We start from the raw sequence: 21,198 nt of genomic DNA on the forward strand, positions 1-21,198 counted from the left end.
CTAGTTGTTTGTTAGTTGGATATTACGTTGACCGTTCTCTAAAAGATTAATTTTTACAGTAACAGCATCTAAAGGTAGTAAATTTTTAACATTTTCAGGCCATTCAATTAGGCACCAATTACTGCTATATAAATAATCTTCAACGCCCATATCGTAAGCTTCTTCTTCGTGTTCGATGCGATAAAAATCAAAATGATAAACAATATCACTATTAGTTGTTTGATACTCGTTTACCAGAGAGAAAGTAGGTGAGTGCGCAGCATCTTCGACACCCAAAACTTTGCAAATTTCTTTTATTAAAGTTGTTTTACCAACACCCATATCACCATAAAAAAGCAATACTTTATTCTGAGCATTTTTAACAATGTCTTCAGCTATTAGGGTTAATTCGTTTAAAGAATAATTTTTGTTCATAGCAAGCAAAAATAGAAAACTATAATATATTTATAAAATTATTTAGGACTATATATAGCACATGGAATAATTACTTCTTCTAATGATACACCGCCATGCTGATAAGTGTTTTTAAAGTACTTTACAAAATGATTATAATTATTAGGATAGGCAAAAAACAAATCTTCTTTGGCAAAAATAAACGGGCTATTTATAGCAATACTAGGTAAAAAGATATCTTTGGGATTCTTAACAGCAAACACATCTTTGTCTTCATAACTTAAGCTCCTACCTGTTTTGTAACGTAAATTAGAACTGATGTTTTTGTCACCAACTACTTTTGTCGGGTTTTTAGCATTTATAGTACCATGATCGGTAGTAATAATTAGTTTTTGACCCAGTTTTTGTGCTTTCTGAATAATATCATATAAAGGAGAGTTTTTAAACCAACTAACAGACAACGATCTATATGCCTTGTCATCACCAGCAAGCTCTTTAATAACTTCCATTTCTGTTTTAGCATGCGATAACATGTCAACAAAATTATAAACAACCACTGTTAAATCATTTTGTTTTGTACCGTTATAGTTATCTGCTAATTCTTTACCACTTTTAAGTGATACAATTTTATAATATTCGTGTTTAATGTTTAATTTTAATCTTTTTATTTGAGCATCTAAAAAATCTGGCTCAAATAAGTTTTTCCCACCTTCATCTGTGTCATTTCTCCAAAAATCAGGATGTTTTTTTTCCATTTCAGAAGGCATCAATCCAGAAAAAATAGCATTACGAGCATATTGTGTTGCTGTAGGTAAAATACTATAATAAGAATGTTCCTCTTCTTTTTTATAGTAATTATTGATAAAAGGCTCTAAAACGCGATATTGATCGTAACGAAGATTATCAATAACAACCAATAATACTCCTTGCTCTTTTGATAGCGAAGGAACTACATAGTCTTTAAATAATGTGTGAGAAAAAGTGGGTTTATCATCACTAGTAAGCCAATTTTGATAATTTTTTTTGATGAATTTAAAAAACTGTGAATTCGCTTCTGATTTCTGAGATTCTAAAATCTCTAGCATTCCGGTATCATTAATATTCTCTAACTCTAATTCCCAATGCACTAATTTTTTATATAACTCTGCCCATTCTTCATAAGAATTTACCATGGCTAAATCCATCGATATTTTTCTGAACTCTTGTTGATAATTAGAAGTGGTTTTTTCGGAGATTAAACGAGAATGATCTAAGTTTTTCTTTAAGCTTAATAATATCTGATTCGGATTTACAGGTTTTATTAAATAATCTGCTATTTTAGATCCTATAGCTTCTTCCATTATATATTCTTCTTCACTTTTGGTAATCATCACCACAGGAAGATTTGCGTTTTTTTGTTTGATGGCAGCCAGTGTTTCTAAACCAGTGATTCCTGGCATATTTTCATCTAAAAAAACAATATCGAAATTTTGTTCATCAACTAAATCTATTGCATCAGCGCCATTTGTAGATGTTGTTACCACATAATTTTTCTTTTCTAAAAACAAAATGTGTGGTTTTAATAAATCTATTTCATCATCAACCCAAAGTATATCTATATTTCTCATCATAATTTTCATGTCTTTATACTAAATTAACGCTCTTAAATGTATTTGTTGTACATCTAAAAGCTAAAAATACGTTAATAAAGCTTTTGTTAATTTGGTTTTGTAGATAAATTATGATTCTTTTGTTTAAAATTGAAATATTAAGATATTTTGAACAGTCAGAAAACGAACAAATTAAAGATTATAAACGATCCTATTTACGGCTTTATAACCATTCCAAATTCTTTAATATTTGATATTATAGAGCATCCTTATTTTCAACGATTAAGAAGGGTTACACAAATGGGGTTATCTAGTATGGTGTATCCCGGTGCTAATCATACGCGCTTTCACCACGCAATTGGCTGTATGCATTTAATGCAAAAAGCAGTATACATATTAAGGAATAAAAATGTAGCTATTTCGGATGAAGAGGCAAATGCTTTGTATGTAGCTATTTTATTACATGATATTGGTCACGGTGCTTTTTCTCATGCTTTAGAACATAGTATTGTTAATGGCGTTTCACACGAGGAGATTTCATTAAAATTTATGAGAGTTTTAAATGATGAATTTGATGGACAATTAAGTTTGGCTATTCAAATTTTTGAAGGAAAATATCACAGAGAGTTTTTATATCAGTTAATATCAAGTCAATTAGATATTGATCGATTAGATTATTTAAAAAGAGATAGTTTTTATACAGGAGTTACCGAAGGTAATATTTCTTCAGATCGTTTAATTGCAATGATGAATGTTGTAAATGATGAATTAGTTATAGAGCAAAAAGGAATTTATTCTGTCGAAAAATTTATTATTGCGCGTCGTTTAATGTACTGGCAAGTTTATTTGCATAAAACAGGTTTGGTTGCCGAAAACACGCTAGTAAACGTATTAAAAAGAGCCAAAGAATTAGCTACAAAAGGAGTTGATTTACCTGCAGGAAGTGCCTTAAAACATTTTTTATACAACCCAATAACCGAAAGTAATTTTACCAATAAAACATTAAAAATATTTTCGGAGTTAGATGATTATGATGTAATGTCGGCAATAAAAGAATGGGTGCATCATGAAGATTTTGTACTTTCTTCTTTAGCAAAAATGATTATTCATAGAAATCTTTTAAAGATTGAAATGCAAGATGAACCTTTTACAGAAAAGTATAAAAATGAAATTTATAAAAAGATTTCAGAAAATAAAGGTATTGAGAAAGAGGATTTAAATTATTTTGTTTTATCAAGTAAAATAAAACATCAAGCATATAACACTAATAAACCTATAAAAATTTACACAAAAAAAGGCAAATTAAAAGATATCGCAAAAGCTTCTGATCAACTAAATTTAAAGGCTTTATCTAAACCAGTTATAAAATACTATTTATGTTATCCTAAAAAAACTAGTTTAATTTAATTGTTAAGTAATTCTAACTAGAGGTAATTAAACAAAAATAATTACTTTTGCATTCAATGAAATTTACAGCAGAACAAATAGCGGGTATATTAGAAGGAGAAATTGTAGGTGATTCTAACGCAGAAGTATCTAAATTATCGAAGATAGAAGAAGGTACAGAAGGTTCTCTTACTTTTTTATCTAATCCTAAATATAATTCATACATATATACTACTAATGCAAGTATCGCAATAGTAAACAAGAACTTTGAATTAGAAAGTGAAATAACTACAACCTTAATTAAGGTTGATGATGCTTATGCGTCATTTTCTAAATTATTAGAGTTTTATAATGAAGTTAAAAACAATAAACAAGGTAGAGAAAATCCGCATTTCATAGCTGATTCTGCATCTGTAGGAGAAAATGAATACATCGGAGCCTTTGCTTACATAGGAGAAAACGTTGTTTTAGGAAAAAATGTAAAAATTTACCCGAATTCTTATATAGGAGACAATACAAAAATAGGAGATAACACGACTATTTTTGCAGGAGTAAAAATTTATTCAGAAACTGAAATAGGATCGAATTGTAAAATTCATTCTGGAAGTGTTATTGGTTCAGACGGATTTGGATTTGCACCTACCGAAAGCGGTGAATATACAACGATACCTCAAATAGGAAATGTTATTATTGAAGATAATGTTGATATCGGAGCAAACTCAACAATAGATAGAGCTACATTAGGGGCTACAATTATTAGAAAAGGAGTTAAGTTAGACAATCAGATACAGGTTGCTCATAATGTAGAAATAGGTAAAAATACCGTAATAGCATCTCAAACCGGTATTGCAGGGTCTGCAAAAATAGGTGAGAGTTGCATGATTGGTGGTCAGGTTGGTATTGTTGGACATATTACAATAGGTAATAATGTACGAATACAAGCACAATCAGGAATAGGTAAAAGTATAAAAGATAATGATGTAGTTCAAGGAACACCAGCATTTGGATATTCAGATTATAGTAAATCATACGTTAATTTTAAAAATTTACCAAAGCTAGCATCAACAGTATATAAAATTGAAAAAGAGTTAAATGCTCAAAAAATAAAAAATGAGTAAGCAACAAAAAACAATACAAAACGAAATTACATTATCTGGTGTAGGATTGCATACAGGTAATGAAGTAACAATGGTGTTTAAACCAGCTCCAATAAATCATGGATTTGCATTTGTAAGAGTTGATTTAGAAGGTTCACCTATAATACAAGCAAAAGCAGAATATGTAACCAATACTCAAAGAGGAACAAACATTGAGAATAAAGGTGTGCAAATTCAAACATCAGAGCATGTTTTAGCGGCAGCTGTAGGTTTAGATATCGATAATTTAATTATTGAGATTGATGCTTCAGAGCCTCCAATTATGGATGGTTCTTCAAAGTTTTTTATTAAAGCATTAGAAGAAGCAGTAATTGTAGAGCAAGATGCACCGATTGAAGAATATGTTGTAAAAGAAATTATTTCATACAAGGATGAAGCTACAGGTAGTGAAATTATCTTAATGCCTTCTGATGAGTATCAAGTAACTACAATGGTTGATTTTGGTACTAAAATTTTAGGAACTCAAAATGCAACCTTAGATAAAATTTCAGACTTTAAAGAACATATTTCAGCAGCAAGAACTTTTAGTTTTTTACATGAAATAGAAATGTTATTAGAGCATAACCTTATTAAAGGAGGTGATTTAAATAATGCAATTGTATATGTTGATAAAGAATTATCTGCAAGTACTACTGAAAAATTAAAGAAAGCTTTTAATAAAGAAGATATAAAAATACAGTCTAACGGAATTTTAGATAATCTAGAATTACATTGGGCAAACGAAGCAGCACGTCATAAATTATTAGACGTAATTGGAGATTTAGCATTAGTTGGTACTCGTATTAGAGGTAAAGTTATAGCTAATAAACCAGGCCATTTAGTGAACACTGTTTTTGCTAAGAAACTAGCCAAAATCATTAAATTAGAGAAACGTAATAACGTTCCTAAATATGACTTGAATCAGCCTCCATTAATGGATATTCACCAAATAATGGATGTTTTGCCTCACAGACCACCATTTTTATTAATTGATAGAATTTTAGAGTTATCAGATAAACATGTGGTTGGTATGAAAAATGTAACAATGAATGAAAATTTCTTTGTTGGTCATTTTCCAGGAGCACCAGTAATGCCAGGAGTTTTACAAGTAGAAGCAATGGCTCAATGTGGTGGTGTATTAGTATTAAATACAGTCCCAGATCCAGAAAATTATTTAACATATTTCATGAAAATGAATAATGTTAAGTTTAAACAAAAAGTGTTGCCAGGGGATACTTTAACTTTTAAATGTGAATTGATAACACCTATTAGAAGAGGTATTTGTCATATGCAAGCGTATGCTTATGCAAACGGAAAAGTTGTAGCAGAAGCAGAATTAATGGCACAAATAGCAAAAAAACAATAGTTTATGAATCAACCACTTGCATACGTACATCCACAAGCTAAAATTGCTCGAAATGTAGTGATAGAACCTTTTACAACCATACACTCTAATGTAGAAATTGGTTCAGGAACATGGATAGGATCTAATGTAACCATTATGGAAGGAGCTCGTATCGGTAAAAATTGCAGAATTTTTCCGGGAGCAGTAATTTCTGCTATTCCCCAAGATTTAAAATTTGCGGAAGAAGAAACAACCGTGGAAATTGGTGACAATGTAACGATAAGAGAATGTGTTACCATAAATAGAGGTACATCTGATAGAATGAAAACTGTTATTGGAGACAATTGTTTAATAATGGCATATTGCCATATTGCACACGATTGTTATGTTGGTGAAAATTGTATTTTTTCTAATAATACTACTTTAGCAGGTCATGTTACTATTGGTGATAATGTAGTATTAGCTGGTATGGTTGCAGTACACCAATTTGCATCAGTAGGTAATCATGCTTTTGTAACCGGAGGATCTTTGGTTCGTAAAGATGTTCCGCCATATGTAAAAGCGGCTCGTGAACCGTTATCATACGTAGGTATTAATTCTGTAGGTTTACGTAGAAGAGGATATGCGATAGAGAAAATCAGGGAAATTCAAGATATTTATAGAATATTATTCCAGCAAAATTATAATTACTCACAAGCGATTGATATAATTGAAGCAGAAATGGAGGCAACTTCTGAACGTGATGAAATTATTCAGTTTATAAAAGATTCGCATCGTGGAATTATGAAAGGATATTTTAAATCAAATTAAGCATAAAAATTAAATAGTTGAAAAATTAGTAAATAATTATTTCAACATAAAAATAAACTAAAGAATGGCTACAACATCAGATATTAAAAACGGATTATGCATGAGATACAACAACGACATTTATAAAGTTGTTGAATTTTTACATGTTAAACCAGGAAAAGGACCTGCTTTTGTAAGAACAAAGTTAAAAAGTGTAACAAACGGTAAAGTAGTTGATAATACATTTCCGTCAGGAAGAAAAATTGACGATGTTAGAGTTGAAACGCATAAGTTTCAATATTTATATAAAGAAGGTGAAACGTTTCATTTTATGAATCAAGAAGACTATACTCAAATTACCTTAGAGAAAAGTGCTTTAGATTCACCTGATTTAATGAAAGAAGGAGAAGTGGTAACTATTATCATTAATTCTGAAGACGATATGCCTTTATCTGTAGATATGCCTGCAAGTGTAATTTTAGAAGTTACACATACAGAACCAGGTGTAAAAGGTAACACAGCTACAAATGCTACAAAACCTGCAACAATGGAGTCGGGAGCAATTGTAAATGTACCATTATTTATTAATGAAGGAGATAAAATAAAGGTAGAAACTACCAAAGGAACATACCAAGAAAGAGTTAAAGAATAATAACAATTCCCGCTTTTGCGGGAATTTCTTTTTATAATGAAATTTAAACAAACACAAACCTTAGCACAAATAGCAACCTTATTAAAGGTTGAGTTTGTAGGTAATAAAAATTTTCCTGTAAAAGGAATTAATGAAATTCATGTTGTAGAACATGGTGATATTGTTTTTGTAGATCATCCTAAATATTATGATAAAGCATTAAACTCGGCGGCAACCACTATTTTAATCAATAAAGAAGTAGCTTGCCCTGAAGGAAAATCTTTATTAATATCTGATGATCCTTTTCGTGATTTTAATAAAATCACCAAACATTTTAATCCGTTTATAGCATCAAAAGAAAGTATTTCTGATAGTGCAATTATAGGAGAAGGAACAATTATTCAACCAAATGTTTTTATTGGAGATGCTGTTTCTATAGGTAAAAACTGTGTAATTCATCCTAATGTTACTATTTATAGTAATACAGTTATAGGTAATAATGTAACAATTCATGCAAATACTGTTTTAGGAGCTGATGCTTTTTATTATAAAAACAGACCAGAAGGATTTGATAAATTAATTTCAGGAGGAAGAGTTGTTTTAGAGGATAATGTAGATTTAGGAGCTTCTTGCACGATAGATAAAGGTGTAACAGGCGATACTACAATTGGTGCAGGAACAAAAATTGATAATCAAGTACATGTTGGTCATGACACGGTTATCGGTAAAAAATGTTTAATCGCATCTCAAACAGGTATTGCGGGTTGTGTTATTATTGAAGATGAAGTTACTATTTGGGGGCAAGTAGGAACCAATAGCGGAATTACTATTGGTAAAGGCGCTGTTATTCTAGGTCAAACAGGGGTTACGAAATCTGTAGCAGGAGGGAAATCGTATTTTGGTACACCAATTTCAGAATCAAGAGAAAAGTTAAAAGAGTTAGCAGGAATTAAACATCTGCTTAGAGAACAAAAAAAGAAATAAAAGCTTTACAAATCGATTACAAAAAACTATTTTTGTGAAGCTTAAAATTAAATAAAAATATACCAATGAGTGTTTTAGTAAATAAAGATTCAAAAATTATAGTTCAAGGATTTACAGGTAGTGAAGGTACTTTTCACGCTGGTCAAATGATCGATTACGGTACAAATGTCGTAGGAGGTGTAACACCAGGTAAAGGAGGTCAAGAGCATATCGGTAAACCAGTTTTTAATACAGTTGATGAAGCTGTGCAAAAAGTAGGAGCAGATACTTCTATTATTTTTGTACCACCAGCATTTGCTGCTGATGCTATTATGGAGTCTGCTGAAGCAGGAATTAAAGTAATTATTTGTATTACTGAAGGAATTCCTACTGCTGATATGGTAAAAGTTAAAGCTTATATCGATCAGTTAGACTGTACTTTAGTTGGTCCTAACTGTCCAGGAGTTATTACTCCAGATGAAGCTAAAGTTGGTATTATGCCAGGTTTTATCTTCAAAAAAGGTAAAGTAGGTATCGTTTCTAAATCAGGAACTTTAACATATGAAGCTGCTGACCAAGTTGTAAAACAAGGTTTTGGTATTACTACTGCAATTGGTATTGGTGGAGACCCTATTATTGGAACTACAACAAAAGAAGCTGTTGAGTTATTAATGAACGATGATGAAACTGAAGCAATCGTTATGATTGGTGAAATCGGTGGAAACTTAGAAGCAGAAGCTGCTCGTTGGATTAAAGCTGACGGTAACCGTAAGCCAGTTATTGGTTTTATCGCAGGGCAAACTGCACCAGCTGGTAGAACAATGGGGCATGCAGGTGCAATTGTAGGTGGTGATGATGATACTGCTCAAGCAAAAATGAAAATTTTAGCAGAAAACGGAGTTCATGTTGTTGAATCTCCAGCTAAGATTGGTGAAATGGTAGCAAAAGTGTTATCTAAATAATATATCAGTATAAAAAAAACTTTAAAGTTTTAAAATATATTTCTTAAAAATCCTGTTAAAGAGTATTCTTTAGCAGGATTTTTATTTTTATATTTGACTTATCAAAAACAACTAATAAATGAAACTTTTAGAAAATAAAACAGCAATAATTACTGGAGCAACAAGAGGAATCGGAAGAGGAATTGCTTTAGAATTTGCAAATCAAGGGTGTAACATTGCATTTACTTATAGTTCTTCAGTTGAAGCAGCAACTGCTTTAGAAAATGAATTAACAGATTTAGGTGTAAAAGCAAAAGGATACCAATCGAATGCTGCAGATTTTGATGCGGCACAAGAATTAGCAAAAAATGTTTTAGAAGAATTTAAAACGATTGATGTATTAGTAAATAACGCTGGTATTACTAAAGATAATTTGTTGATGCGTATTTCTGAAACAGATTTTGATAAAGTAATTGAAGTAAATTTAAAATCGGTTTTTAATTTAACCAAAGCAGTTATTCGTCCGATGATGAAACAACGTTCAGGTTCTATTATAAACATGAGTTCTGTAGTTGGATTAAAAGGTAATGCAGGTCAGGCAAATTATGCAGCATCAAAAGCTGGTATTTTAGGGTTTTCTAAATCTGTAGCATTAGAGTTAGGTTCAAGAAATATTAGAAGTAACGTAGTTGCTCCTGGATTTATTGAAACTGAAATGACGGCTAAATTAGATGAAAAAGTAGTTGAAGGATGGCGTAATGAAATCCCTTTAAAAAGAGGTGGATCGCCAAAAGATATTGCAAACGCTTGCGTATTTTTAGCTTCTGATATGAGTTCTTATATTACAGGACAAACTTTATCTGTAGATGGAGGAATGTTAACATAGTAATATATATTATAATAATACTGAAAAAGCAGCAATTTAAAATTGCTGCTTTTTTTATTGGTTAAACTCTTCAAAACTTCCGTCAGTATATAAAAGAACAACTTTTCGTAGTTTTTTAGTGCTTGCTGAGAATTGCGTATTTGAATTAATTGCAGGTTCTTCTTCGGATACCGTATTTTTAGAAAATAGAGAAGGTGCTTCTTTTTCGTCTTTACTATTTACTGTTGATTTTTCAATAGCTTTTTCTTTTTTAGGAAAAGATCCTTCATTATATAACAACCAGTACAAGTCTACTTCTGGAAATTTATCAACCACTTTCATAACAAAATCTAAACTAGGTTTGTTTCTGCCCGACAAAAGGTGAGATATGCTAGAGCGTGGCACTTCTATAGTATCCGCAAAAGTTGACGATGTTAAATCGTAATGAGCTATTATTTTTTTTAATCGAGTAAGTAAATCCATAAATAGGTTACAATTGTAAATTACATAGATGAATTGTAAAGATACACATTTGTAAATTGATGTAAAAATTTAATAGAACAAGTTAATATACTCTATTATGCTTCATTAAAACTCTAGGTAAAACACGTTAAATCACTAAAAAACAACTACTTAATAGTGTTATATAGAGATTTTCAATAGTTTCCATGGATTAGGTAGGTGTTACTGAAGAATCCATTAAGCACATTTGTAAACACCTAACTTTACATAAACACTTGTTTACATATGTAAATAATTTAATTATTCATGTAAAAGATGGCTGTGTAATAACCTATAAATAGAATTATAGCTCTTATAAATCGATAAGTGTGCAGGTTTTAAGAGGTTTAAAGAAGAGTTATGCTATATATACAAGTGTTATACGTCAATTAAGAGATAAACCACCGCATTTAAGATATATATACCTAAAATAGCATGATAATAAGGTTGTCTCTCTTAATTACAATTGTAAATATCACTAATGTATTTTAGTTTACAAATAAATACCCATTGGATTATATAAAATTAATTATCAATAAATAAGCAGTTTACAATTGTAAATTACTTGATGTTTATAAAAGTTAACTTAAAACAAGTCTCATTTGTATGTGATACAAACCGAATTGTTCCGTTGTGAGCTTCCATAATACTTTTACTTAAAGTTAAGCCAATTCCAGAACCGTCTTTTCGGGTTGTAAAATATGGAATAAAGATGTTGTCTTTAATATCATTAGAAATACCAATACCGTTATCTATAACAGATAAGTTTATTCGGTTATTTTCTTGATGTAATTTAATTGTGATTTTTGGATTTTCAATAGCCACTAAAGCATACAAACAATTAGATAGTAAATTTATAAGTACTTGTTCTATTTGTTGTTTATCAGCATTTATAATTATCTTTTTAGAAATATCGAACTCTATATGTATTTTTTGAGATAAAAATTCTTGTTGAAAAAGCGCTAAAGTATTTTTAATAATTTTAGTAAGATCTACTTCTGCTTTTTGCGGCAAAGGCAATTCAGCTAACTTTCTATAAGTATCTACAAAGGATGTTAAATGGTATGAGCGACGTTTAATTATTTGCAATCCTTGCGATAACTCTTGTATTGTTTCTTCATCAGTTTGATCTTCTTGTAAAAGTGAATCTAAATTTTCGGCTAAACTACTAATAGGAGTAATGGTATTAATTATTTCGTGAGACATTACATTCATTAATTTATACCAAGCTTCTTTTTCTTTTTTATCAATTAATTGCTGAATAGTTTCTAATGAAATAATTAAATACTCATATTGATTGGTTTGTGTAACCGAGGTTTTTAAGAAAAAACTTTCTTTTATATCGTTTACATCAATACTAATAGTATGTTTAACTTCTTCCCATTTAGCTATAAAGTTAACGAGGTTTCCAATTTTATTTTTTAATAAATTCCAATTATAAAACTTAGGTATTTTTAAAAATTCGGTAAACGCTTTATTAATTTGAAATACTTCAATTTGTAGATTCGTGTCTTTTCTTAAAATAAGAACACCTGTACTTAAACTTTCTATAATATTGGTAAGAATTAACGCTTCAGAAGTTTTTAAAAGACTTTTCTTTCGGTTTTTTTCTAATAATAAAGCAGTTTTGTTATGTAACGGATTTTCTCTTTTTTTAGATGAAAAAGTATTCGAATAATCATCATGTAATAAACAGTCTATCGATTTTTCGATATCAGCAAACAGTTGTTTTAAATAATCAAAAAATAAAAATAGTTGAAAAATAAACAAAAAAGAAAACCCAATAGCGTTAATTGAGTATCCGTTTAAATAGGTGAAAAAAACTAGAATTCCGTTTGCTATCAATAGTAAAACTCTAATAAGAATTTGAATAAATTGAGGTTTTCCCATTTTATAATTGATGTTTTTCTAGGCGTCTATACAATGCAGCACGGGTTAAACCTAAATCTTTTGCTGCACGAGAAATATTACCTTGGTGTTTTTGTAAAGCTTGTTCTATTAATAACTTTTCAGTTTCTTCTAAGTTTAAACTATTAGCCAATGTAGCTTCTAGTTTTTTAGTTGAAAAATGTAAATCTTCTAATTGAATTTCAGTGTTATCTGTTATAATTACTGCACGTTCTACAATATGTTCTATTTCTCTAATATTTCCAGGCCAATGGTATTTTTTTAATCCACCGATGGCTTGTGTAGTAAATCCCTTTATTTTTTTTCGATATTTCTGGTTTAGTTTCTTCAAAAAATGATTCGCAAGTAACTCAACATCACCAACACGATCTCGAAGCGGCGGTAAGTTTAATTCGATGGTATTTATTCTAAACAACAAATCTTGACGAAACAATTGCTCTTCTACCATTTTATGAACATTAGCATTTGTAGCACAAATAATACGTACATCAATGGCGCGTTCTTTACCTTCGCCTAAACGTGTTATCTTTCTGTTCTGAACAACCGTTAATAATTTAGATTGTAAGTGGAGTGGGAGGTTACCTATTTCATCTAAAAAAATAGTACCGCCTTTTGCTAATTCAAATCTACCAATTGTATCTTTATGAGCATCCGTAAAAGCTCCTTTAGTATAACCAAATAACTCACTTTCAAATAAATTTTCATTTAAAGAACCTAAATCGACATGAATAAAAGGATGGTTTTTTCTTTCAGATTTTAAATGTATTTCTTTTGCAAATACGTATTTACCTGTTCCGTTTTCCCCTAAAATTAAAATAGTAGCATCTGTAGGCGCTACTTTTTGAGCCAAACTAACGGCTGATTTCATTGCTGGCGAAGTACCAATAATGTGTTCAGTTTGTTGATGAAAATCTTTATCGTTTAATTTTTGTACGGTTTCTAATTGTGTTGTTTTTCGTTTAGAACGCGATAATTCTATTCCCGAATTTACAATTCCGTATAACTTCTCAGTGTTCCAAGGTTTTAATATAAAATCAGTAGCTCCTTTTTTAATCGCATCAACAGCTAAATTAACACTACCAAAAGCTGTCATTAAAAGCACGGTAGTTTCCGGACTAACTTTTTTAATATGCTTTAGCCAATACAAACCTTCTTTACCATCTTCATAACCAATACGGTAATTCATGTCTAACAAAACAACATCTATATTGGTTGAAGAAGTTAAATGATTACTTATTTTCTTCGGATTATTAGCTGTTATAATTTCGGTAAAATATTTCTTTAAACTTATTCTGGCAGAAAATAAAATGTCATCATCATCATCTACTATCAATATGGTTGCTTCTTTTTTTCTCATATTACATAGTTAGTCAATTGTTTGAATATGAACAAAAAAATGTTCGATTTTGAACACCTGTAAAATCAATAAAAAACATAAATACCTAGCAATGAGTATTTTATTTGTATGTTCTCTAATGGCATATTTATGGAATTAACTATGCCAAACGAAGACAAATTATAATGGATAAGCAGATACAAACTAAAAACAAAACAACTAAAAAGATGCTAATATGGGGAATTCCAATCGTCTTATTAATGAGTGTTATTTTAATGAATTTAACACGTAAAAAACAAGTTAACATTAAAAAAGATAGTTTAAGTATTAGAGAAGTTACTCGAGGAGATTTTGAAGATGTTATTTTATTTAATAGTACGGTTAAACCAAAAACTTCTGTTTTAGTGAATGTTATTCAGGGTGGTTCTGTTTCTGAAATTTTTGTAGAAAGCGGACAAATGATTAAAAAAGGAACGCCTTTATTAAAAGTCTACAATCCGAATGCTGAATTAAATTATTTAACGCAAGAAACAGCAATGATCGAGCAGATTAATAATTTAAGAAATTTACGAGTAAGTATTAAAAATCAACAATTAAGTTTAGATCAACAATTATTGAGTATTAATAATGATTTTAGAAATGCAAAACGTCAATACGATTTAGATAAAAAATTATTCGAGAAAGGCGTTGTAGCAAAAAATGATTATGAAAAATCTGCTCAAGAACACTCGTATCAAAAAGATAGGAATGGCGTAATTAAGATAAGCGTTTCAGAAGAAAAAAGAAGCAGAGATTTACAATTAATAAGTATAAATTCATCGTTAGATAATATGGAGAAAAGCTTAGAATTATTACGTAAAAACAAGGAGAATTTTACTGTAAAAGCGCCGGTAGATGGTTTGTTATCTTCTTTTAATCCAATATTAGGCGAAAACTACAATCAAGGACAAGCAATCGGAAAGATGGATGTTTTAAACGGTTATAAATTAGTAGCAAATGTTGATGAATACTATATTTCTAAACTTAAAAGAGGAATTAAAGGAAGTGTTTCTGTAAATGCTGAAAACTATCAAATAGAGCTATCTAAAATTTACCCAGAAGTAAAAAATGGACAATTTAAAGTAGAATTATTATTTGAGAAGGATACTTTATCAAAGAATATAAAAAGAGGTATGTCTTTAAAAAGTAAAGTGTTTTTATCGGGCAGAACAAAAGCTTTATTAATACCTAAAGGATTGTTTTATCAAAGTACAAATGGTAAATGGGTTTTTGTTTTAGATTCTGATAATAAAGCAGTAAAAAGAAACATTAAGATTGGTAGAGAAAATCCTTTTTATTATGAAGTTATAGAAGGTTTAAAGGCAGGGGATAAAGTAATTACTTCTAGTTATGATGATTTTAAAAAGATGGAAGAGGTAAACATACTTTAGGGTTTAAAAGTTGTAAAGCAATAAAGTTAATGTCAGTTCGAGTGCAGTCGAGAACTATTAAATAAAAATTTAAAAACATATTAAAATGATAAAAATAACAGATTTAGTAAAGGTTTATAGAACAGAAGAAGTAGAAACAACAGCTTTAAATAAGTTGAGTTTAGAAGTGAAAAAAGGGGAATTTGTTTCAATTATGGGAGCATCGGGTTGTGGTAAATCAACTTTATTAAACATTATTGGTTTGTTAGATGCGCCAAATGAAGGGAGCTATTTATTTGATGAAACAGAAGTGGCAAAGTTTAATGAAAAAGAAAGATCAAGCTTGCGAAAAGCAAATATTGGTTTTGTTTTTCAGAATTTTAATCTTATTGATGAGTTAACGGTATACGAAAATGTAGAACTTCCTTTAATTTATAATAAGGTAAAAGCATCCGAAAGAAAAATTAGAGTTACAGAAATTTTAGAACGAATTGGTATTGCACATAGAGCAAAACACTTTCCATTACAATTGTCTGGTGGTCAGCAGCAAAGAGTAGCAGTATCTAGAGCATTAGTTACGAATCCTAAATTAATTTTAGCCGATGAACCAACGGGTAATTTAGATAGTAAAAGTGGTAATGATGTGATGGAATTATTAACAGAACTACATGCTTCGGGAGCTACAATTGTTATGGTTACACACTCATCTTACGATGCACAATTTTCATCTAGAGTAATTACGTTAAAAGATGGAGAGGTAGTTTCTGTGAAAAAGAATGAGCATAAAGTAGATGTTTTAATAAACTAATAAAAAAAGAAAATTTATGTATCAAATATGGTTAAAAATATTCTTTAGGAATAGTAAAAAGAATTGGTTAAACACAATTATTAATATTAGTGGTTTAACATTAGGGTTGGCTGGTTTATTAACTGTTTTATTGTACTTAAACGAAGAGAAAAGTTATAATCAGTGGAATCCTAATAAGGATGATGTTTACCGAGTAAATTTAAAACAAGCTAAAAATGATGAAGTTTGGTATACTGTAAATGCAGGAATGTATTTAACATTTCCAAAAGAATTACCAGAAGTAACAGCATCTGTAATGGTAAAACCATTTTACAGAAGTAAAGTGATTCAGTACAAAGATGGGTTTGAATTTAATGATAAAACAATATTTACAGAACCTCAGTTTTTTGACTTTTTCCCTTTTGAAATTATTGCAGGATCTTCTCAGAAATTTACTGAAACAAGAAAGAATATAGCATTATCAAAAGCATATGCGGAAAGAATTTTTAAAGGAGATAAAGCGATAGGTAATACGGTAAAAATTGATGGAGAAAATTATGTTGTAAGTTGTGTATATGTAATTCCAAAGAATTCACATCACGAACCTGAAGTTTTAATTCAGTTTGATGAAGCGTTTGAAGTTAATTGGGGAAATCATAATAATGAAGTTTTTTGTAGAATTACTAAAGGAACAGATTTAGAAGATTTACAACAAAAAATGAATCAAGTTATTATTGAAAAAGCCTATAGACCTGAGGTTGAAAGTCATGGAATGACAATACCAGAGTTTGATAAAAAATACGGAATTCCAACAGTGCTTTTAGACAAATTAGATACGTTATATTTGCATAATACCGCAAAAAGAGCAGGACCAAGTGGAACAGGGAATTATCAACTATTGATGGTTTTATTAGGTTTATCTATTCTTTTAATTGTTATTTCTTGTGTAAATTTCATCAATTTATCTGTAGCTACAGCTAGTCAAAGAGCTAAAGAAGTAGGAGTAAAGAAAACACTTGGTTTATCTAAAAAGCATTTGCTTTTTCAATATATATTAGAAATTGTTTTACAAGGATTTATATCGTTCCTTTTTGCTTTGGTAATAGTAGAGTTATCATTACCATTTTTTAATGAATTTATTGAAACTGAAATTTCAATTTTACATTCAAATTCATTAATAACGTTATTTTTTACAGCAATATTTGTATCTCTTTTTGTGGGTAGTATTCCTGCAATATACCTTTCTAACTTTAAGGCTGTTGAAGTTTTAAAAGGAAGTATTTCTAAAAGTAAAAAAGGAAACTTAGCAAGAAATATGATGCTAGGTTTACAGTTTTTAATTTCTGGTTTTTTTATTATTAGCATGTTAATCGTAGGTAATCAAATTAACTATATGATGGAGAAAGAGTTAGGTTTTGATAAAGAACAAGTACTTTCTGTAGATGTTTATAGTATGCCTAATAAATATAAAAAATATAAATTGGCAAAAGAAGTTTTATCTAAAAAAGAAAACATTATTGCTGTAACAGCAAGTATGTTCGTTCCTGGAGAAGGCTATGTAAACGGTACGGGATTGAGCCATAAAATAAACGACAGAAGTTTAAATACAGCATCAAACGTTGTAGATTATAATTACATAGATTTTGCTAAAATTAAATTGGTAAAAGGTAGAAACTTTTCTGATGAGAAAGCGACAGATAAAACCAACAAAATTATAATAAATGAAACAGCAGCTAAAGCATTAAATATTTATAACAATCCTTTAGGAGAGAAATTAGCTTTAGGTTGGCTTGAAGATGAAGATAAATCAAATTCCTTTGAAGTAATAGGTATGATTAAGGATTATCATTTTGATGGTTTTGATTCTAAAATAGCACCTATGTTTTTAGTTCCTTGGCACGGTTTAGAGTTTACGCATAGCTGGATTCCTGCAATTCAATTTAAAATTAAACCTAATAATATTGATGAATCTATTAGCGAAATAGAAACATATTGGAAACAAAATATAGATGCAAAGTATCCTTTTTCATATGAGTTTTTAGATAAGAAATTCGCGAAAACATATAAAAAATATCAGAAACAACAAACACTCTTTTTAGTACTTTCTTTATTCGTAATTTTAATTTCTTTGTTAGGATTATTTGCTTTGGCAACCTTAACAATTCAGCAACGATTAAAAGAAGTGGCGATTCGTAAAACATTAGGCGCATCAGTACATGAAATTATGATTCAGTTATTACAAAATTTTTTAAAAATTGTAATAACCTCTTCAGTAATACTAGTTCCTATTGCTTATTACTTTATGCAAAACTGGTTACAGAATTTTGTTTATAGAATAGATATGCCAATACTACCATACATAATAACGCCAATTATTTTGATTGTATTAGTGTTCTCTGTCGTAGGTTTTAAGGCTTATAAAGCAACGAAAATTGATTTAATTAAATATTTAAAATTCGAATAATATGATGTTTGTAAATTATAAACTTAAAATATTACTTCTATTAATCACTTCATTAATAGTAAATATAACTTTTGGACAAGATAAATTTATACCGTTAAATGACAACTTTAATAAAATAATTGTTAGTCCTCATATAGAAACTGTTTTTATAAAAGGTGATGTTCCTAGTATTACTATTAAAAATATTAACGTACCTATAGAGAAATTTCAATATGAAATTAACTCAAAAACACTTCAAGTGTATTTAAAAGGAGCTAAAACTGTTACTAAAAACAAAAAAGTTAAGTATAAAAATTATAAGATAAAGAAACCTATTTATAAAAACACAGTAGTTAAAATAGTTATAATCTATGCAGATGTTGAAATATTTTCATTAAGAGGAGAAGAAAAAATAAATTTTAAAAACTCTTTGAGTCAATCAAAATGTAATTTAAGAATATATGGTAAATCAGAAGTTACAGTTGATAAGATTAAAGTAGATGATTTAAAAATTACTATTTACGGAGAAAGTTACCTTAACATTAAAAAAGGTATTATTGATAAACAGAAAATAACAGCTTATGGATCTAGTAAAATCATAGCAAGTAATATAAAATCTAAAGAAATTAAACTAACAGCTTATGGTGAGGGGAGTTATCAGCTTAATGTGTCTGATAGAATTAAAGTAAGTTCTTATGGTGAATCAATTATAACATATAGAGGAAAAGCTGACTTAAAAAAAGGAATTATTATAGGAAATACGCAAATAATAACTGCAGATTAAATAAAGAAGACACATTAAAAAATGTGTCTTCTACCTTTTACATAAAAACTATTAATCTAACCCTTCAAAATTTGACTAATAACAAGTACAATATACAGTTTATTAAACAGGTGTTTTGTAACAAATGTTACAGAATACTTTTTAAGAGTACAAAAAAAAGCGAAATCTTATTTCGCATTTTTACCACTAATTGCTAACTAGATTTTTCAAAAAAAAAGTAAGCCTACTATATATATGTCACGAATGTAAAGGTAAATTGGGGTTAAAACTGTAAATAATCATATTAGAAAAAAGAGAGTGATTTTATTATTATCTTTAATTAGAATAAAAAAGTAAAATAATAAGTTTTTACAATTTAAAATCTTAATATTCATATAAAATATTTTTTTCTAAATTAACTATATTCAATTGTACTTTATTGCCATCTACTTTTAAATTAGAAATATCAAATGCTAACTCTTTTGTGATGTAGGCTTCACATAATTCGTTATTTTTAAATAATAATTTTAAATTTCTTTGAGGTGGATTTGATTCCATAATGTTTTCTGAATCAATAAATTTTAATACCCAAGTGTTTCCATTGCAACCCGCCGAACTAAAATTAATTTTTAAACAGTCATCATTAATGCTTAAACTATTTATATCCAGTTGATCTGACATTGCATTTTGATATTGTTCTTTACTTATTAATGTTTCAAAATCACATTTAATTAAATTATCATTGTTATCTTCTGAACAGCTTGATGCTAAAATTCCTATAAGTAAAAATTGTAGTAATTTTTTCATAATATTTATAATTTTATAGTAAGAATCTAATATAAGATATAAAGATAATGTAAAAATTAAAAAAGAAATTATTATTGAAGATGCACAAATAATAACTGAAGATTAAATAAAGAAGACACATTAAAAAATGTGTCTTCTACCTTTTACATAATAACTATTAATCTAACCCTTCAAAATTTGATTAATAACAAGTACAATATACAGTTTGTTAAACAGGTGTTTTGTAACAATTGTTACAAAACACCTGTTTTAACAGATTAAAAAAAGACGAAATATAATTTCGCCTTTTTACCCCTAATTTTTAATATATTACCCAAATATATTAACCTTGTATGATATTACTAAGATAAAACGTTTTTGAAGTTTATTATTGTAAATAATCGTAATTATAAATCTTTTGAGTAGGCTTTTATTAATGGATATTCATTTTTAAAATACTCTTTTGGTGATTCTGACATAAACAATTTAAAATCTTTAATAAAATGAGAGTGATCGTAATAATTATACATATATATAAGATCATTAATCTCAATTTCTTTACATTCGTATCTGCGCATTAATTTTATAAAACGTGTTAATCTAATATATTTCCCAGGGGTTAAACCTATAACTTTTTTAAATTTTGTTTCTAAAGATTTTTGAGAAAGTGTCACGATTTTTAATAAATCAATTACCTGCAGCATTCCTTCTTTTTCTAATATATACTCAATGGCTACATCAACTTTCTCAACATCTCTATCTATATATAAATCTAAGTTATTTATTAAATTCTTACTCTCATTTATAAGGTTTATATAATTGTGCTCATTTTTTAAAAATATAAACGTAAACTTTTCAGACAACTCTTTATTTATTTTTTTTAAATTAATAAGTTTATTCTTAAAAATAGAAATGTCAGTACCTAAAATTTTATATAAAGCAGTAGGATGTAGATTAAACCCTATATTTTTAGCAGCAGAATTGACATGATAAGAATATGTTGAGTTAAATTGTCCACAAATAATAAGTCCATTAAAATTAACAGATTTATCTTTATGAATGGCTTTTTGTTCCTCTCCAAAAATATAAGTTATAGATGGAAAACCAGTTGGTATTATTTTAGATTTAAAAGGTAAATTTTCATTTTTATAGGTAATAATAAACATGTTGTTAAGTAATCCTCTAGAATCTTTTTCATCTATATATTTAAATTCCATTTAACATTTT

The 21,198-nt window shown here is 28.8% G+C and carries 19 protein-coding genes; 12 read left to right on the forward strand and 7 right to left on the reverse strand.

Going from position 1 to position 21,198, the window contains the following annotated elements:
- Both tsaE and RRF68_RS02600 read right to left on the reverse strand, forming a co-directional pair.
- Positions 1-414, reverse strand: a complete 414-nt coding sequence (gene tsaE / locus RRF68_RS02595) for a tRNA (adenosine(37)-N6)-threonylcarbamoyltransferase complex ATPase subunit type 1 TsaE (RefSeq protein ID WP_315944897.1) — start codon at positions 412-414, stop codon at positions 1-3.
- Positions 415-452: 38 nt separating this feature from the next.
- Positions 453-2,000: a bifunctional response regulator/alkaline phosphatase family protein gene (locus tag RRF68_RS02600; protein WP_315945352.1), complete on the reverse strand. Its 1,548-nt coding sequence runs from the start codon at positions 1,998-2,000 to the stop codon at positions 453-455.
- Between the two features lie 150 nt (positions 2,001-2,150).
- On the opposite strand from RRF68_RS02600, the gene RRF68_RS02605 reads away from it, so the two are divergent.
- The 8 genes from RRF68_RS02605 to fabG all read left to right on the forward strand — a co-directional run bounded on the left by RRF68_RS02605 (position 2,151) and on the right by fabG (position 10,059).
- Positions 2,151-3,389 (forward strand): HD domain-containing protein, encoded by a 1,239-nt coding sequence (locus RRF68_RS02605; RefSeq protein WP_315944898.1) that lies wholly within the window; start codon positions 2,151-2,153, stop codon positions 3,387-3,389.
- Positions 3,390-3,445: 56 nt separating this feature from the next.
- Positions 3,446-4,486, forward strand: a complete 1,041-nt coding sequence (gene lpxD, locus RRF68_RS02610; RefSeq protein WP_315944899.1) for a UDP-3-O-(3-hydroxymyristoyl)glucosamine N-acyltransferase — start codon at positions 3,446-3,448, stop codon at positions 4,484-4,486.
- Complete coding sequence (locus tag RRF68_RS02615) at positions 4,479-5,870, forward strand: bifunctional UDP-3-O-[3-hydroxymyristoyl] N-acetylglucosamine deacetylase/3-hydroxyacyl-ACP dehydratase (RefSeq protein ID WP_218772566.1); 1,392 nt, start codon at positions 4,479-4,481, stop codon at positions 5,868-5,870. The genes lpxD and RRF68_RS02615 overlap by 8 nt, the downstream gene beginning before the upstream one ends.
- A gap of 3 nt (positions 5,871-5,873) precedes the next feature.
- Positions 5,874-6,659, forward strand: coding sequence for an acyl-ACP--UDP-N-acetylglucosamine O-acyltransferase (lpxA, locus tag RRF68_RS02620; protein WP_315944900.1), 786 nt, complete (start codon positions 5,874-5,876; stop codon positions 6,657-6,659).
- 64 nt (positions 6,660-6,723) lie between these two features.
- Positions 6,724-7,290 (forward strand): elongation factor P, encoded by a 567-nt coding sequence (efp, locus tag RRF68_RS02625; RefSeq protein WP_315944901.1) that lies wholly within the window; start codon positions 6,724-6,726, stop codon positions 7,288-7,290.
- 36 nt (positions 7,291-7,326) lie between these two features.
- Positions 7,327-8,253, forward strand: coding sequence for a UDP-3-O-(3-hydroxymyristoyl)glucosamine N-acyltransferase (locus tag RRF68_RS02630; protein ID WP_315944902.1), 927 nt, complete (start codon positions 7,327-7,329; stop codon positions 8,251-8,253).
- Positions 8,254-8,318: 65 nt separating this feature from the next.
- Positions 8,319-9,194, forward strand: a complete 876-nt coding sequence (sucD, locus tag RRF68_RS02635) for a succinate--CoA ligase subunit alpha (protein WP_218772562.1) — start codon at positions 8,319-8,321, stop codon at positions 9,192-9,194.
- A gap of 118 nt (positions 9,195-9,312) precedes the next feature.
- Positions 9,313-10,059, forward strand: coding sequence for a 3-oxoacyl-[acyl-carrier-protein] reductase (fabG, locus tag RRF68_RS02640; protein ID WP_315944903.1), 747 nt, complete (start codon positions 9,313-9,315; stop codon positions 10,057-10,059).
- Positions 10,060-10,113: 54 nt separating this feature from the next.
- Here the strand turns inward: fabG and RRF68_RS02645 are convergent, their stop codons facing one another.
- The 3 genes from RRF68_RS02645 to RRF68_RS02655 all read right to left on the reverse strand — a co-directional run bounded on the left by RRF68_RS02645 (position 10,114) and on the right by RRF68_RS02655 (position 13,804).
- Positions 10,114-10,521 carry a helix-turn-helix transcriptional regulator gene (locus RRF68_RS02645; protein ID WP_315944904.1) on the reverse strand — a complete coding sequence of 136 codons (408 nt, stop codon included), beginning with the start codon at positions 10,519-10,521 and terminating at the stop codon, positions 10,114-10,116.
- 579 nt (positions 10,522-11,100) lie between these two features.
- A complete protein-coding gene (locus RRF68_RS02650) occupies positions 11,101-12,429 on the reverse strand; it encodes a HAMP domain-containing sensor histidine kinase (protein ID WP_315944905.1) in 1,329 nt (442 codons plus the stop codon).
- A gap of 1 nt (position 12,430) precedes the next feature.
- Entirely contained in the window at positions 12,431-13,804 is a 1,374-nt protein-coding gene (locus RRF68_RS02655; protein WP_315944906.1) for a sigma-54 dependent transcriptional regulator, read from the reverse strand.
- A gap of 164 nt (positions 13,805-13,968) precedes the next feature.
- Between RRF68_RS02655 and RRF68_RS02660 the strand changes: the two genes are divergently transcribed.
- From RRF68_RS02660 to RRF68_RS02675, 4 genes are all read left to right on the forward strand, one after another.
- The gene (locus tag RRF68_RS02660) at positions 13,969-15,213 is read left to right on the forward strand and encodes an efflux RND transporter periplasmic adaptor subunit (RefSeq protein ID WP_315944907.1); all 1,245 of its coding nucleotides are present in this window, start codon (positions 13,969-13,971) and stop codon (positions 15,211-15,213) included.
- Between the two features lie 85 nt (positions 15,214-15,298).
- Positions 15,299-16,000, forward strand: coding sequence for an ABC transporter ATP-binding protein (locus tag RRF68_RS02665; RefSeq protein ID WP_315944908.1), 702 nt, complete (start codon positions 15,299-15,301; stop codon positions 15,998-16,000).
- Positions 16,001-16,016: 16 nt separating this feature from the next.
- A complete protein-coding gene (locus tag RRF68_RS02670) occupies positions 16,017-18,443 on the forward strand; it encodes an ABC transporter permease (RefSeq protein ID WP_315944909.1) in 2,427 nt (808 codons plus the stop codon).
- Between the two features lies 1 nt (position 18,444).
- The gene (locus RRF68_RS02675; protein ID WP_315944910.1) at positions 18,445-19,206 is read left to right on the forward strand and encodes a GIN domain-containing protein; all 762 of its coding nucleotides are present in this window, start codon (positions 18,445-18,447) and stop codon (positions 19,204-19,206) included.
- A 363-nt stretch (positions 19,207-19,569) separates the two neighbouring features.
- Here RRF68_RS02675 and RRF68_RS02680 read toward each other — a convergent pair whose 3' ends face one another.
- On the reverse strand, positions 19,570-19,992 hold the full coding sequence (locus RRF68_RS02680; RefSeq protein WP_315944911.1) for a hypothetical protein: 423 nt from the start codon (positions 19,990-19,992) through the stop codon (positions 19,570-19,572).
- 386 nt (positions 19,993-20,378) lie between these two features.
- Positions 20,379-21,188, reverse strand: coding sequence for a helix-turn-helix domain-containing protein (locus RRF68_RS02685; protein WP_315944912.1), 810 nt, complete (start codon positions 21,186-21,188; stop codon positions 20,379-20,381).
- Positions 21,189-21,198 lie beyond the last annotated feature (10 nt).

Source organism: Tenacibaculum sp. HL-MS23 (genome assembly GCF_032463465.1).
GTDB lineage: Bacteria > Bacteroidota > Bacteroidia > Flavobacteriales > Flavobacteriaceae > Polaribacter > Polaribacter bernardetii.

What these genes read in the sequence shown, in the direction of transcription:
- RRF68_RS02680 (WP_315944911.1), bottom strand. Translation starts at nt 19,992, where the DNA reads ATGAAAAAATTACTACAATTTTTACTTATAGGAATTTTAGCATCAAGC.
- tsaE (WP_315944897.1), bottom strand. Translation starts at nt 414, where the DNA reads ATGAACAAAAATTATTCTTTAAACGAATTAACCCTAATAGCTGAAGAC.
- lpxA (WP_315944900.1), top strand. Translation starts at nt 5,874, where the DNA reads ATGAATCAACCACTTGCATACGTACATCCACAAGCTAAAATTGCTCGA.
- RRF68_RS02600 (WP_315945352.1), bottom strand. Translation starts at nt 2,000, where the DNA reads ATGAGAAATATAGATATACTTTGGGTTGATGATGAAATAGATTTATTA.
- RRF68_RS02630 (WP_315944902.1), top strand. Translation starts at nt 7,327, where the DNA reads ATGAAATTTAAACAAACACAAACCTTAGCACAAATAGCAACCTTATTA.
- RRF68_RS02645 (WP_315944904.1), bottom strand. Translation starts at nt 10,521, where the DNA reads ATGGATTTACTTACTCGATTAAAAAAAATAATAGCTCATTACGATTTA.
- RRF68_RS02685 (WP_315944912.1), bottom strand. Translation starts at nt 21,188, where the DNA reads ATGGAATTTAAATATATAGATGAAAAAGATTCTAGAGGATTACTTAAC.
- RRF68_RS02660 (WP_315944907.1), top strand. Translation starts at nt 13,969, where the DNA reads ATGGATAAGCAGATACAAACTAAAAACAAAACAACTAAAAAGATGCTA.
- RRF68_RS02615 (WP_218772566.1), top strand. Translation starts at nt 4,479, where the DNA reads ATGAGTAAGCAACAAAAAACAATACAAAACGAAATTACATTATCTGGT.
- RRF68_RS02665 (WP_315944908.1), top strand. Translation starts at nt 15,299, where the DNA reads ATGATAAAAATAACAGATTTAGTAAAGGTTTATAGAACAGAAGAAGTA.
- sucD (WP_218772562.1), top strand. Translation starts at nt 8,319, where the DNA reads ATGAGTGTTTTAGTAAATAAAGATTCAAAAATTATAGTTCAAGGATTT.
- RRF68_RS02675 (WP_315944910.1), top strand. Translation starts at nt 18,445, where the DNA reads ATGATGTTTGTAAATTATAAACTTAAAATATTACTTCTATTAATCACT.
- RRF68_RS02650 (WP_315944905.1), bottom strand. Translation starts at nt 12,429, where the DNA reads ATGGGAAAACCTCAATTTATTCAAATTCTTATTAGAGTTTTACTATTG.
- lpxD (WP_315944899.1), top strand. Translation starts at nt 3,446, where the DNA reads ATGAAATTTACAGCAGAACAAATAGCGGGTATATTAGAAGGAGAAATT.
- RRF68_RS02670 (WP_315944909.1), top strand. Translation starts at nt 16,017, where the DNA reads ATGTATCAAATATGGTTAAAAATATTCTTTAGGAATAGTAAAAAGAAT.
- fabG (WP_315944903.1), top strand. Translation starts at nt 9,313, where the DNA reads ATGAAACTTTTAGAAAATAAAACAGCAATAATTACTGGAGCAACAAGA.
- efp (WP_315944901.1), top strand. Translation starts at nt 6,724, where the DNA reads ATGGCTACAACATCAGATATTAAAAACGGATTATGCATGAGATACAAC.
- RRF68_RS02655 (WP_315944906.1), bottom strand. Translation starts at nt 13,804, where the DNA reads ATGAGAAAAAAAGAAGCAACCATATTGATAGTAGATGATGATGATGAC.